Below are 13,353 nucleotides of genomic sequence, written 5' to 3'. Positions count from 1 at the left end.
CCTTCTTGTTCCGCCGCAGTTATGCGCTGGTTACATCAATGCTGCCATCATAGACATGGCTGGCAGGGCCTGTCATCCGGATACCGCCCTGGCCAGTATAGCGAATCTGCAAGGTGCCTCCGGGCAGGTGCACGGTCACGTCCTGATCGAGAAAACCCCGTCGCTGGCCGATCACGACTGCGGCGCAGGCGCCGGAGCCACAGGCCAGGGTTTCCCCGGCGCCTCGTTCGTAGACGCGCAGGCGGATTTCATTGCGGCTGACGATCTGCATGAAAGCCACGTTGACTCGTTCCGGGAACTGTTCGTGGCTTTCCAGCAGCGGCCCCACGGTGTCCACCGGGGCGGTGTCCACATTCTCCACCAGCAGTGTACAGTGCGGATTGCCCAGGCCGACGGCGCCGACTTCGTAGGCATTGTTGCCTGCGACCAGAAAATAGGTGTCCTGTTCACCCTTGGCGATCAGGGGAATTGCTTCTGGCGCCCAGCGCGGTGCGCCCATATCCACGGTCACCTGCTCGTCGTCGGTCACCGTCAGGGTCATCTGCCCGTCGGCGGTTTCCACCACGATTTCGGCCTTGTCGGTGAGCCCATGATCGCGCACGAAGCGGGCAAAGCAACGGGCGCCGTTGCCACACTGACTGACCTCGGAGCCGTCCGCATTGAGGATGCGGTAACGGAAATCCGCGTCGGCGGAACGGGCCGGTTGCACGATCAGCAGCTGGTCAAAGCCCACGCCGAAATGCCGGTCGCCCAGGCGGCGGATCTCATCGGCGGAAAAGGGCACGCCGGTTTCTGGCAGCGACTGGCTGATGCCGTCGATGACCATGAAATCGTTGCCCAGGCCGTGCATTTTGGTGAAGCGCAGGTTCATGCGGGGTGTCCGGTACGGGTAAAAAGGCCATTGTACTCCGGGATTCCTGTGGCGTCAGGTGATGGCGCCTTGGTCTTGCCGTAGGAGCGGCGCTTGAGCCGCGAATCGTGCCTGGGAAAGTGTTCGCAAGCAGATTCGCGGCTCAAGCGCCGCTCCTACATAGGAGGTGTTGGGTGTACAATGCGGCACCACATACCCGCAGGCCCTGATCATGTTGTCTTACCGCCACAGCTACCACGCCGGCAACTTTGCCGATGTTCTCAAGCACATCGTCCAGGTGGCGATCATCGAGTACCTGAAAAAGAAGGACAAACCCTTCACGGTGCACGATACCCATGCCGGTGCCGGCAGCTATACCATTGCCAGTGATCACATGCAGAAGACCGGGGAATACCGGGACGGCATTGCCCGGTTGTTGGATAACCGCACCGGTGTAGGGGTGATTGACCAGTACGTGGCGCTGGTGAAAAAACTCAACCCGGTGGGCAAGCTCACCGAGTACCCGGGCTCGCCGCTGATCAGCGCCAGCCTGTTGCGCGAGCAGGACCGGCTGCAGTGTTCCGAGCTGCACAGTACCGATTTCGAGCTGTTGCAGCGTCGCTTTGCCGATGACAAGCGGGTGCGTGTGGAAAAGCTGGATGCCTGGCAGGGGTTCAAGGCCATGTTGCCGCCCCAGCATCGCCGGGGGTTGGTGCTGATCGATCCTTCCTATGAAATGGAAGCGGATTACCTTGGGCTGTTGCCGGCGTTGCAGATGGCCATGGAGCGCTTCTCCACTGCGACCTATGCCATCTGGTATCCGGTGCTGGATCGTAACCGCACCGAGAGTTTCATCCGCCGTTTCGTCAAGGCGGAGATTCCTAACATGCTGCGAGTGGAGTGTTGCCCGCGCCCGGATGCCTCTGGTCGTGGCATGACCGGCTCCGGCATGCTGATCGTCAATCCGCCTTACACGCTGGCCCAGCACATGGCCCAGGCCATGCCTGTGCTCAAGAATGCCCTGTGCGAGCCCAACGGGCATACTCTGGTCAGAGAGCTGACCGGCGAGGCCTGACAGCATAAAAAAACAGGGTGCGATGGGCATGTGAATCGCACGGGGCGGGGGAGTCAGTTACCAGAGGCGAGTTGCAGGGAGCGAAAATTCACGTCCTGTTCTGCATGCCGATTCTCGATTCCCTTCAGTCGCCCCGCAGGCCGACCACCGGCAATGCGCCTTCGCCAGCGTGCTGGTAGACTGCGCCGCTTTTCGCGCCGCCGGTAAGTGCTTACTCGCCGGCGAAGGCCCATAACGGGAAAGAGAGCAACCGGACAGACGGCCGTCTGTAAGCCTGCCATGACACAGTCCTCTTCACATCGTCGCCCCAGCCTGTTCGACGCCCTGCTGCCGATAGTCGTGCTGGTGGCGTTGTTGGCGGCGGCGGTGTACCTGTTCGGCGACAGTGCCTCTTCCGGGCCCAACCAGATTGCCCTGTTGCTGTGTGCCGGGCTGGCCTCGCTGATTGCCTTCAAGAACGGTATGTCCTGGCGGGACATCGAAACCGCCATGATCAAGGGGATTTCCGTGGCCCTGGGCGCGGTGCTGATTCTGCTCAGCGTGGGGGCCCTGATCGGCACCTGGCGGCTGGCCGGCATTGTGCCGTCGCTGATCTATTTCGGGCTGGAGTTGATGAACCCGGCCCTGTTCTATGCAGCGGCCTGCCTGATCTGCGCCATTATCGCCCTGAGTATTGGTTCCAGCTGGACGGTGGCGGCCACCGTGGGGGTGGCCTTGATCGGGGTGGCCAACGGTCTGGGGTTGTCGTTGCCGGTGGCTGCCGGGGCGGTAGTGTCCGGCGCCTATTTCGGCGACAAGATTTCGCCGCTGTCGGAAACCACCAACCTGGCACCGGCGGTGGCCGGCTCGGATCTGTTCGAGCATATCCGCCTGATGCTGTGGACCACGGTGCCGTCGATTGTCATCGCGCTGCTGATTTTCCTGTTCATGGGGTTCAATGCGGAAGTGGCCGGTGACACGGTGGACCGCATCCGCCCGCTACTGGCCGGTCTGGATAATCAGTTTCATATCTCCTTTCTGCATCTGATTCCCCTGCTGGTGTTGCTGGTGCTGGCGCTCAAGCGCATGCCGGCGCTGCCGGCGATCTTCCTGGGGGCCTTGCTGGGGGGCGTCTGGGCGCTGTTGTTCCAGCCCGAGGCCATTGCCGCCCAGGCGGGGGTGGCGCAGGCGGATCTGGCGGCGTCACTGAAAGTGGTATGGCAGACCTTTTATGGCGGTATCACGGTGGAGACTGGCGATGGGGCGCTCAATGATCTGCTGTCCGGTGGCGGCATGGCGTCCATGCTCAACACGGTCTGGCTGATTCTCTGTGCCATGACCTTCGGGGCGGTGATGGAGCATGCCGGTTTGCTGGCCAGACTGATCGAAGGTTTGCTGGCCGCGGTGAAGGGGGCGGCGGGATTGATTGCGGCCACTCTGGCCACCTGCCTGGGCAGCAATATCCTCACTGCGGACCAGTATATTTCCATCATCATGCCCGGGCGCATGTTCCGCGAGGCCTATGAAAAGGAAGGGCTGGCGCCGGTGAATCTGTCCCGGGCCCTGGAAGATGGCGGCACCATCACCAGCCCGCTGATTCCCTGGAATACTTGCGGGGCCTATATGCAGTCGGTGCTGCTGGTGCCGGTGACGGACTATCTGTTCTATGCGTTCTTCAACCTGATCAACCCGCTGCTGGCGCTGGTGTATGCCTGGCTGGGGATCAAGGTGCTGCGTCTGACTCCGCCGGGGGCAGGAGGGTTTCCCCCAGGGCCTTCTACGAAGCCGCAGTAGGAGCGGAGCTTGCGCCGCGAACCACGTGAAAACGCGAAGTCGTCTGCAGGATAACCAAGCTTCTCTGGCCTTGCCGTCTTCCTCCCGTTAATCCTGGCGACGCCCTGCCAAAACGCTGCAATAAAAAAGGCGGAATACCTTTCAGGTAATTCCGCCTTATGCCGTGATTGCTGTTCGCTGGAGTCAGGGTAGTAACGATTCCAGTTTTAGCTGATCTTCATAGGTTTCCCGCTGGCGCACCACAAAGGCCTGGTCGCCATCCACCATCACTTCGGCGGGGCGGTTGCGGCTGTTGTAGTTGCTGGCCATGGCAAAGCCATAGGCGCCGGCACTGCGCACTGCCAACAGGTCGCCGGTCTCCAGGGACAGGGCCCGGTCCTTGCCGAGAAAGTCACCGGTTTCGCAGACCGGGCCGACGATATCCCAGTCCCGACAATCCGCATCATGGGGTTTTACCGGCACGATGTTCTGCCAGGCCGAATACAGGCTCGGTCGGATCAGGTCGTTCATGGCGCCGTCGACGATGGCGAAGTTCTTGTGTTCGGTGGGCTTGAGAAACAGCACCTGGGTGACAAAGATGCCGGCGTTGGCGGCAATGGCCCGGCCCGGCTCGATATGCACCGGCAGGTCGCCCGGGATGTGCTTGAGCAGGGCCTGCACGTAATCGGCCGGCGCCGGGGGCGCTTCCTCGTTGTAGGTCACGCCCAGGCCGCCGCCCAGATCCAGATGGTGAATCTCGATACCCAGATGCTGCAGTTGATCCAGCAGCTTGAGTACCCGCTCCAGGGCATCTTCGAAGGGCGACAGCTTGGTGAGCTGGCTGCCGATGTGGCAATCGATACCCAGTACCTTGATGTGCGGCAGCTCGGCGGCGCGCTGATAGAGAGCCGGTGCCTTGGCGATATCCACGCCGAACTTGTTGTCCTTCAGGCCGGTGGAGATGTAGGGGTGGGTCTGGGCGTCCACATCCGGGTTCACGCGGATGGCGATGGGCGCTTCACGATCCAGTTCGCCGGCGACCAGATTAAGCAGTTCCAGCTCGGCGGCGGATTCCACGTTAAAGCAATGGATGTTGGCTTTCAGTGCGGCGGCCATTTCATCGGCGGTCTTGCCGACGCCGGAAAACACGATCTTGTCCGGATCGCCGCCGGCCCGCAGTACCCGCTCCAGTTCGCCGCCGGAGACGATATCAAAGCCGGCGCCGCAACGGGCCAGCACGTTCAGTACCGCCAGGTTGGAGTTGGCTTTCACCGCATAACAGACCTGGTGAGGGTGATCACCGAAGGCCTCGTCGAAGGCCTGGAAGTGACGCTCCAGGGTGGCGCGGGAATAGAGATACAGCGGTGTGCCGAAACGGTCAGCCAGTTGTTCTACCGGCAATTCTTCGGCGAACAGCTCGCCATCGCGGTACTGAAAGTGGTCCATGATTATTCCTGTTCACCGTCATCCTGGTCGGATGCGGCGGGTTGGTCGGCGTTGTCGTCCTTTGCCTCTACGGGCTCGGCGGCGGGTTCCTGTGGGGCAAAGTACAGCGGACCTTTCTGGCCGCAGCCAGCCAGCAGAACGACAAATAGCAGGGCGATGATGCGCATCATCAAGCTCCGAATGTGCGTGCGAAGGCGGATAGCGTGGAGCTTCCCCCCTCGGCGAAAGATGGCGGAAAGGGCTGTGCCCTGTCCGCCCGGGGTTGATCAGTGACCGGTATTGTCCAGCGCTTGCCGGGCACGGGCAACTGCGGCACGCACCTGATCCGGGGCGGTGCCACCGATATGGTTACGGGCGCTCACCGACCCTTCCAGGGTCAGCACGTCGAACACGTCGTCTTCGATCTGATCACTGAACTGTTTCAGTTCAGACAGGGACATGTCGCTCAGGTCCTTCTTCTTTTCTACGCCGTAGGCCACGGCCTTGCCAACGATTTCGTGGGAGTCGCGGAAGGCAATGCCCTTGCGCACCAGGTAATCGGCCAGGTCGGTGGCGGTGGCGAAACCGCGACGGGCCGCTTCGCGCATCACCTCGCGATTGGGTTCCAGGGCCGGGATCATGTCGCCGAAGGCGCGCAGGCTGCCTTTGATGGTGTCCACGGCGTCGTAGAGCGGCTCTTTGTCTTCCTGGTTGTCCTTGTTGTAGGCCAGCGGCTGGCTCTTCATCAGGGTCAGCAGGCTGATCAGGTGGCCGTTGACGCGGCCGGTCTTGCCGCGCACCAGCTCCGGCACGTCCGGGTTTTTCTTCTGCGGCATGATGGAACTGCCGGTGCAGAAGCGGTCGGGCAGGTTGATAAAGTTGAACTGGGCGCTGGTCCACAGCACCAGTTCTTCGCTGATCCGTGACAGGTGAGTCATGGTCAGGGCGGCCAGGGCACAGAATTCGATGGCGAAGTCCCGGTCGCTCACGGCATCAAGCGAGTTTTCGCAGACGCCGTCAAAACCCAGCAATTCGCAGGTGCGCTCGCGGTTGATCGGGTAGGTGGTGCCAGCCAGGGCAGCGGCGCCCAGCGGCATGCGGTTGACCCGCTTCTTGCAGTCCAGCAGGCGTTCGCGGTCGCGCTTGAGCATCTCGAACCAGGCCAGCAGGTGGTGGCCGAAGGTCACCGGCTGGGCGGTCTGCAGGTGGGTGAAGCCGGGCATGATAGTGGCCGCTTCACGTTCGGCCAGGTTCAGCAGGCCGGTCATCAGGTGCAGATACTGTTCTTCCATGATCAGCATTTCATCGCGGAGCCACAGGCGGATATCGGTGGCCACCTGGTCGTTGCGGCTACGGCCGGTGTGCAGCTTCTTGCCGGTGATGCCGATCTTGTCGGTGAGCCGCGCCTCGATGTTCATGTGCACGTCTTCCAGGGCCACGGACCACTGGAATTCGCCGGCTTCGATTTCTTTCTGGATTTCCGCCAGGCCGTTGATGATGGCGTCACGCTCCTCATCGGTGAGCACGCCCACTTCTGCCAGCATAGTGGCATGAGCCTGGGAGCCGAAGATGTCCTGGCGGTACATGCGCCGGTCGAAATTCACGCTGGCGGTGAATTCCTGAACGAACTGATCGGTGGATTCGCTGAAGCGGCCGCCCCAGAGTTTGTTCTGCTGCTTGTCGGTCATCGTACGGTTCCCATGCATAAAGCCGGATTTGCGAGGCGCGCAGTATAGCAGGGACCGGGGACCCCCTGAACATTAGCCCTGCTGGTATTGCTTGGGTGACGTGCTCGCTTAATGTATAACTGCTTGTAACTAGTGATTTTTACTGACCGGAGATTCAATGGCGGCCACGGACGAGCAGCCCAATTCCAGTTTTCTGCCTGACCTGTGCAGCACTCGCGCGGTGCTGGTAGTCGTTGTCGTGGCAGAGCTGATGGCTCTGGTGATCAACCTGGTGGCCACCTATTACAGTGATTTCAGCATGGGCAGGCTGGCGATCACCTCACTGTTTGTGCAATGGGTGGGGCTGACCTCGGCGGCGCTGGTCTGCCAGCTACGTCCCAGGCTCAATCGCCTGGCGCCCTCCGTGGCAGCGGTGGCAGTGGTCTTGCTGGTGGTGGTCGACACCCTGGTGTTCAGCGTGGTGGCTGCCCTGGTGATGAGCTGGGTGACCGGGACCCTGATGCCGGGTTCTCTGTGGTCCATGGAAATTCTCGTCAACGGCCTGATTGCCGCCATTATTGCCGGCCTGGTGATGCGCTATTTCTACGTTCAGGAGCAGCTTCGTCAGAAGGGGCAGGCGGAATTGCAGGCGAGAATACAGGCCCTGCAATCGCGGATTCGTCCGCATTTCCTGTTTAATTCCATGAACATCATCGCCAGCCTGATTGCGGTGGACCCGGATACCGCCGAAAAAGTGGTGGAGGATCTGTCGGTGCTGTTTCGGGCCAGCCTGAAGAATATCGGCAACGAGGTCTCTCTGGATGAGGAGCTGGAGCTGTGTCGGCGCTATATTCATATTGAGCAATTGCGCATGGGCGAGCGTCTGCAGGTGGAATGGGACATCCGCGTGGAGGCAAAAAGCGTGATGATTCCGCTGTTAACCTTGCAACCCTTGCTCGAAAATGCCATTTATCATGGCATACAACCATTAGCTGCGGGCGGCGTGGTGACGATCCGGGCCCTGGCAGAACATGGCGAGCTGGTATTATCGGTGAGTAACCCCAAGCCGGAAGGCGACGGGCACCACAACGGCAACCGAATGGCGTTGGAGAATATTCGTCATCGACTGGAAGCGTTGTATGGTGACGAGGTGGCGGTGGAATCACGGCCGCAACAAAAAGAATACGAAATCGAAATCCGATATCCGCTGCAATAAAAAAGGATGGGAATTATGCGGGTGCTTGTGTGCGACGACGAACAACTGGCTCGGGACCGGCTCAAGCGGCTGGTAGAGAAAACCGACGGCGTTGAAGTGGTGGCAGAAGCGGCCAACGGCCGCGAGGCTGTGGATCAGGCTCAAATCACCAGGCCTGACGTGATCCTGATGGATATTCGCATGCCGGAAATGGACGGTATGGAAGCCGCCGAGCATCTCAGCAAGATGGATAATCCCCCGGCGCTGATTTTCTGTACCGCCTATGACGAACATGCCCTGCAGGCCTTCAAGGTCCATGCGGTGGACTATCTGCTCAAGCCGGTCAGTGCCGATGATCTGGCCACGGCGCTGGGCAAGGCCCGGACCCTGAACCGGGTGCAACTGGCGGAAATCGGCAGGGATGTCAGTGAAGAAAAGCCGCGCCGGCGCGGGCATATCAGTGCCCGCACCCACCGGGGTCTGGAACTGGTGCCAGTGGATGAGGTGCGCTATTTCCTGGCTGACCAGAAATACGTCACCGTCTGCTCCGGCGAGGGCGAAGTGCTGATCGATGAAACCCTCAAGGAGCTGGAGACCGAATTCGGTGACCAGTTCGTGCGTATTCACCGCAATGCCCTGGTGGCGTTGAAGTTTATCGAGGGTATGGAGATGGCCACTGCCGGCCACCACCAGGTACGCCTGCGCGGCATCGATGAAAGGCTCACTGTCAGCCGCCGGCATGTGGCCGGCTTGCGCCGGGTGCTGCAGAATCTGTAGTCGTTAACAGAGGTCTGTCGGCATGCTAGCCTTGGACCTCCCCATGTTCCGAGCAATCCAATAACAAGAACAGGAAACCTGCCATGAAAAAGCTTCTTCTTCTGCTGGTCAGCGCCGCAGCACTGAGCGGTTGTGCCTCCGCCACCATGCCGGTCACCGGTCTGCTCTACGGCAACGTGAAAGCGCCGCTCACCGCCACTGCTTCCACCGAGAAACCCACCCGGGTTGGCCGAGCCAGTACCCGTTCGATTCTCGGCATCATTGCCTCCGGCGACGCCAGCATCCAGACCGCAGCGCGCAACGGCGGCATCACCGAAATCCATCATGTGGACTACGAGTCCCAGAACTTCTTCGGGGTGTTGGCGGAGTTTACCGTGGTGGTTTACGGTAACTGATTGCCCCTTTTGAATTTGTAGGAGCCATGCTCGCCATGGCGAACTTGCTTGCGATCTCAATGGTTCGCTGCGCTCAGTTCGCCATGGCGAGCATGGCTCCTACGGTATGAGCTTCTCTTCCTGTAAACTGTCCTCCTCATTTCAGAACCACAGGATCTCCCATGTCCCGCGAAGTCTTGCGTATCGCCACCCGCTCCAGCCCGCTTGCCATCTGGCAGGCAGAATACGTTCAGCAGCGTCTGGAAAGTCTGCATGAGGGGTTGAGCGTGGAGCTGGTTCGGATCAAGACCCAGGGTGACAAGATTCTCGATACCCCGCTGGCCAAGATTGGTGGCAAGGGCCTGTTCGTGAAGGAGCTGGAAGAGGCCATCATGGACGGCCGTGCGGATATTGCCGTGCATTCCATGAAGGATGTACCCATGGAATTGCCGGAAGGCTTTGCGCTGCCGGTGATCTGTGAGCGGGAAGATCCCCGCGATGCCTTTGTCTCCAATCATCATGACAGCCTGTCTGCTCTGCCACATGGTGCCTGTGTGGGGACTTCCAGCCTGCGCCGTCAGGCCCAGGTACAGGCCAACCGCCCGGACCTGGTGGTGAAAAGCCTGCGCGGTAATGTGCAGACCCGCCTGGGCAAGCTGGATGCCGGCGAGTTCGACGCCATTATCCTCGCCGCTGCCGGGCTCAAGCGGCTGGAGATGCACGAGCGGATCCGTTACGAAATGCCGCCGGAGGAATCCCTGCCGGCGGTGGGGCAGGGTGCGGTCGGCATCGAGTGCCGCGAAGGCGATGAGCGCACCATCGCACTGCTGAGTCCGCTCAGTGATGTGGATACCTGGGACCGGGTAGTGGCGGAACGAGCCATGAATCGACGTCTTGAGGGTGGTTGTCAGGTGCCTATCGCCGGCTTCGCGTTGCTGGAAGACGATCAGCTCTGGCTGCGTGGCCTGGTTGCCGAGGAAAACGGCAAACAGGTGCTCCGTGCAGAAGGGCGCGCCCCCCGCGAGCGCGGTGCCGAACTGGGTGTGGAGATTGCCGAGCAACTGCTGGCCCAGGGGGCGGATGTGATCCTCAAGGCTCTCTACGAGAAAGGCTGATTGTCATGCAGGTGCTGGTCACCCGTCCCCGGGGGCAGCAGCAGGCCTTAATGGATGCCCTGCGTCAGGCTGGCTATCAGCCGCTGCACAGCCCCGCACTGCATATCGAGCCGCTGCCGGTCAGCGATACGACCCGCCGGGTGCTGATGGACCTGGATTTGTTCCATGCGGTTTTCTTCGCCAGCAGTAATGCCGCCCGCCTGGCCCTGGCCGCCATGGCGGATATCTGGCCCCAGTGGCCGGTGGGCGTCCACTGGCTGGCGGTAGGCAAGGCCACTGCGGCGGAAATTACCCGCTGGCATCTGCAGCCCACCGTTCCTGACGGCGGTTTCAATTCCGAAGCGGTGCTATCCCTGCTCTGCCTGCAGCAACTGACGGAAAAAAAAGTGCTGTTGTGTCGTGGTGATAGCGGTCGGGAATTATTGGCACAGACTCTTGCCGAGCGAGGAGCGGAAGTTGTCACCCTGCCGTTCTATCGTCGTTTGCCCTGCGCAGCATTTCATTGCCCTGCACAATGCAACTGGGTCATGGTGACCAGTGTGGAAAGCTGGCGAGCCATCAGCGAAAAAATTCCACCTGACGTCGGGGTGGTGGCTGCCGGGGAGCGAGTGGCCTCTCATATCCGTGCGGAACATGCCGGTCCAGTGCGAGTGGCGGCCAGTGCCCATGATGAAGATATGCTGGCCACTCTGCCTTCTGCATAAAGAACATGAATGACTGATCTCTTCATATCGCCAAGGTAGTGTTTTGTAATCTATCTCCCGGGTTCATGCCCTGTTTGCCTCTCCTATTACATTGTTTAATGGACACTCAGCGCAGCCCCAATTAAGGTTTTCGCAGAGGATCGCCCGTTTGGGGGTGCCAGATAATCAGAACATGGAGCTGACATGACGCAGGAACGTCTTTATTCCCGCCAGACAGGCAAGAGCATCTGGGTTGTACTGGTGGTGTTGGTGGTTCTGGCGGCCCTGGGGGCCGGTGGCTGGTGGGGCTGGCAACAGTTCCAGCAGATGCAGAAAGAAAAAGCCGGTCTTGCCGGTCAGATCAGCGAATTGAAAGCTGCCATGGCCAGCCAGCGCAGCGAGGTGCAGGGCGCGCTGTCTTCCTTCGAGAAAAAACAGGCGGAGCTGTCCGCCCGTATGGTCAAGGATCGCGCCGTGCTCAGCGATATGCAGAGTGGTGGGCAAACACTGTGGCTGGTCAACGAAGCCCGGGCACTGGCCAGCCTGGCCAGCCAGCGACTGCTGCTGACCCAGGATGCCTCTGCCGCGCGGCGTTTATTGAAAGCCGCGGATGAAACCCTGGCCCGCCTTGATGATCCCAAGGTGCTGCCGGCCCGTCAGGCGCTGGCCATGGACATGGAAAAACTCAGCGGTGCCGGTCAGGTGGATGTGCAAGGCATGGTGCTTCGCCTGGGCGCCCTGCGTCAGATTACCGCTGAGCTGGCGGTGCCAGTGGAGGAAGCCCCTCCCGAGCGGGATTTACCTGAAGTGAATCAGCCCTGGTGGCAAGACGTGCTCGACCGCCTGCCGATCAATGTACGTCATCACGAAGGGGCTGTGCCGTTGCCGTTGTCTGCCGAGCAGGCGTCACTGGTGCGTCTGACCCTGGATGGCAGTCTGCAGCAGGCGCAGCTGGCTCTAATGCAAGGACGTGCCAAGGCCTACCAGCAGGCGCTGGATAATGCGCGCACGACGCTGGCCCAGTGGTTCCGTGAGGATGAGCCGCGGGCGGCGCAAATGCGCAAGGCGTTGAAAGAGCTGGGTGGCAGCAGTGTGGCTCAGGCCCTGCCGGAGATTGGCGCGGGTCTGGCTGCCATTGAAGAGTTGAAACGCAAGGAGGGCGGTGCATGAAAAAAGTCGCCCTGCTGATCGTCATCGCCCTGGTTGCCGCACTGGCACTGGGGCGCTGGATGGCGTCGGATTCCGGCTACGTGCTGGTAATCCGCGATGACTTCTCCCTAGACACCACCCTGGGCTTTGTGGTGCTGGCGGCACTGCTGGCGGTGGTGGCCATTGTGGTGCTTACCCTGCTCGGCAATGCCGCCTGGAATGTGCTGGAGCCGGTGCGAGCTACACGTCGCTGGAAAAAAGCCGTGGCGGCCCGGCGTTTGCGCAGTGGTCTTCTGCAACTGGTGGATGGCGAACAAGAAAAGGCCGAGCGGCTGCTGGTAGCCGCCGGAGAAGACGGTGACTGGCCCCTGCTGGCCTGGTTGCTGGCGGCGGAAGCGGCTCAGGAACAGGAGAACGTGGAGGCCAGTCAGCGGTATCTGGAAAATGCCAGCAGCGACCGCCGTGGCCAATTGGTGGCCGGGCTGATGAAGGCCCGTTTCGCGCTGGATGATGGTTATCCGGAGCAGGCCCGCCAGGAGCTCAAGGTGCTGGCGGACCTGGCGCCGCGCAACAAACGCATCCTGCGTACCTATGCGGAAGTGCTGGAGAGCCAGAAAGACTGGCCGGCTCTGTGCGCCCTGATGCCGCGCCTCAAGCGCGCCTTCGGTGAGGGCAAGGAATCCCGTCGTGAACGCCGAGCCTGGCTGGCCCTGCTGCAGGAAACCGCGCGCAAGCCCGGCTTCAATGATGCGGACAGCCGTCGGGAGGAACTGCGCAAGCTATGGAAGGATGTGCCGGTTCATTTGAAGAATGATCCGGCCATGGTGGCCCGCTATACCGGTTTTCTGGCCCAGCTGGGCGGTGGTAAGGGCGCCTTGAATCTGGTCCGTGAGCAGTTGACCCAACAGTGGGATGACCGCTTACCGCCGGTACTGGAAGCCATCGACGATATGTCTCCGGATGATTTGCTACAGGTGCTGGAAGGCTGGCTGGCAGAACGACCGGGTAACGCAGCGGTGTTGATTACGGCCGGTCGAGTGGCTCTCAAGGCCCGTCTGTGGGGCAAGGCCCAGGGTTTCTTTGAGGCCGCCGCCAACTCCAGCCAGAGCGCCACAGCCCTGGCTGAACTGTCTCGGCTGTATCAGGCGCTGGGTGATACCAGCAAGGCACAGAAGGCCTTTGAGCGTCGCCTGCAGCAACTGGACGGAGAGTTGCCCGCGTTGCCGATGCCGGAGAAGTCGTTGTAGAACGGCATTGGCAAACGAAAACCAAAAGGCCGCGCCGGATTTCT

General features: G+C 61.0%; 13 protein-coding genes. 9 read left to right on the top strand and 4 right to left on the bottom strand.

Annotated features, from left to right (window positions below; all coding sequences use genetic code 11):
• Positions 1-19 precede the first annotated feature (19 nt).
• Positions 20-871, bottom strand: a complete 852-nt coding sequence (dapF, locus tag T9A_RS04045; protein ID WP_035245279.1) for a diaminopimelate epimerase — start codon at positions 869-871, stop codon at positions 20-22.
• A 169-nt stretch (positions 872-1,040) separates the two neighbouring features.
• On the opposite strand from dapF, the gene T9A_RS04040 reads away from it, so the two are divergent.
• Positions 1,041-1,925 (top strand): 23S rRNA (adenine(2030)-N(6))-methyltransferase RlmJ, encoded by an 885-nt coding sequence (locus T9A_RS04040; RefSeq protein ID WP_232221996.1) that lies wholly within the window; start codon positions 1,041-1,043, stop codon positions 1,923-1,925.
• Positions 1,926-2,204: 279 nt separating this feature from the next.
• The gene (nhaC, locus tag T9A_RS04035; RefSeq protein WP_035245277.1) at positions 2,205-3,698 is read left to right on the top strand and encodes a Na+/H+ antiporter NhaC; all 1,494 of its coding nucleotides are present in this window, start codon (positions 2,205-2,207) and stop codon (positions 3,696-3,698) included.
• Between the two features lie 183 nt (positions 3,699-3,881).
• Here nhaC and lysA read toward each other — a convergent pair whose 3' ends face one another.
• The 3 genes from lysA to argH form a co-directional block, all read right to left on the bottom strand.
• Positions 3,882-5,123 (bottom strand): diaminopimelate decarboxylase, encoded by a 1,242-nt coding sequence (gene lysA, locus T9A_RS04030; RefSeq protein ID WP_035245276.1) that lies wholly within the window; start codon positions 5,121-5,123, stop codon positions 3,882-3,884.
• 2 nt (positions 5,124-5,125) lie between these two features.
• Entirely contained in the window at positions 5,126-5,293 is a 168-nt protein-coding gene (gene lptM, locus T9A_RS16770) for an LPS translocon maturation chaperone LptM (RefSeq protein WP_156964818.1), read from the bottom strand.
• A gap of 96 nt (positions 5,294-5,389) precedes the next feature.
• Positions 5,390-6,790 carry an argininosuccinate lyase gene (argH, locus tag T9A_RS04025; RefSeq protein ID WP_035245274.1) on the bottom strand — a complete coding sequence of 467 codons (1,401 nt, stop codon included), beginning with the start codon at positions 6,788-6,790 and terminating at the stop codon, positions 5,390-5,392.
• Between the two features lie 157 nt (positions 6,791-6,947).
• On the opposite strand from argH, the gene T9A_RS04020 reads away from it, so the two are divergent.
• From T9A_RS04020 to T9A_RS03990, 7 genes are all read left to right on the top strand, one after another.
• A complete protein-coding gene (locus T9A_RS04020) occupies positions 6,948-7,985 on the top strand; it encodes a sensor histidine kinase (protein ID WP_035245273.1) in 1,038 nt (345 codons plus the stop codon).
• Positions 7,986-8,000: 15 nt separating this feature from the next.
• Positions 8,001-8,741, top strand: a complete 741-nt coding sequence (locus tag T9A_RS04015) for a LytR/AlgR family response regulator transcription factor (protein ID WP_035245271.1) — start codon at positions 8,001-8,003, stop codon at positions 8,739-8,741.
• A gap of 83 nt (positions 8,742-8,824) precedes the next feature.
• Positions 8,825-9,136, top strand: coding sequence for a TRL-like family protein (locus T9A_RS04010; protein ID WP_035245269.1), 312 nt, complete (start codon positions 8,825-8,827; stop codon positions 9,134-9,136).
• 161 nt (positions 9,137-9,297) lie between these two features.
• The gene (gene hemC / locus T9A_RS04005) at positions 9,298-10,230 is read left to right on the top strand and encodes a hydroxymethylbilane synthase (RefSeq protein ID WP_035245267.1); all 933 of its coding nucleotides are present in this window, start codon (positions 9,298-9,300) and stop codon (positions 10,228-10,230) included.
• A 5-nt stretch (positions 10,231-10,235) separates the two neighbouring features.
• Entirely contained in the window at positions 10,236-10,934 is a 699-nt protein-coding gene (locus T9A_RS04000; RefSeq protein ID WP_035245265.1) for a uroporphyrinogen-III synthase, read from the top strand.
• Between the two features lie 183 nt (positions 10,935-11,117).
• Positions 11,118-12,083, top strand: a complete 966-nt coding sequence (locus T9A_RS03995; RefSeq protein WP_035245263.1) for a uroporphyrinogen-III C-methyltransferase — start codon at positions 11,118-11,120, stop codon at positions 12,081-12,083.
• The gene (locus T9A_RS03990) at positions 12,080-13,309 is read left to right on the top strand and encodes a heme biosynthesis protein HemY (RefSeq protein WP_035245261.1); all 1,230 of its coding nucleotides are present in this window, start codon (positions 12,080-12,082) and stop codon (positions 13,307-13,309) included. The genes T9A_RS03995 and T9A_RS03990 overlap by 4 nt, the downstream gene beginning before the upstream one ends.
• Positions 13,310-13,353: the final 44 nt, after the last annotated feature.

The organism is Alcanivorax jadensis T9 (assembly GCF_000756655.1).
Lineage (GTDB): Bacteria > Pseudomonadota > Gammaproteobacteria > Pseudomonadales > Alcanivoracaceae > Alcanivorax > Alcanivorax jadensis.
Note: the sequence above shows the minus strand (reverse complement) of the source record. Positions and strands in the feature narration are given on the sequence as shown.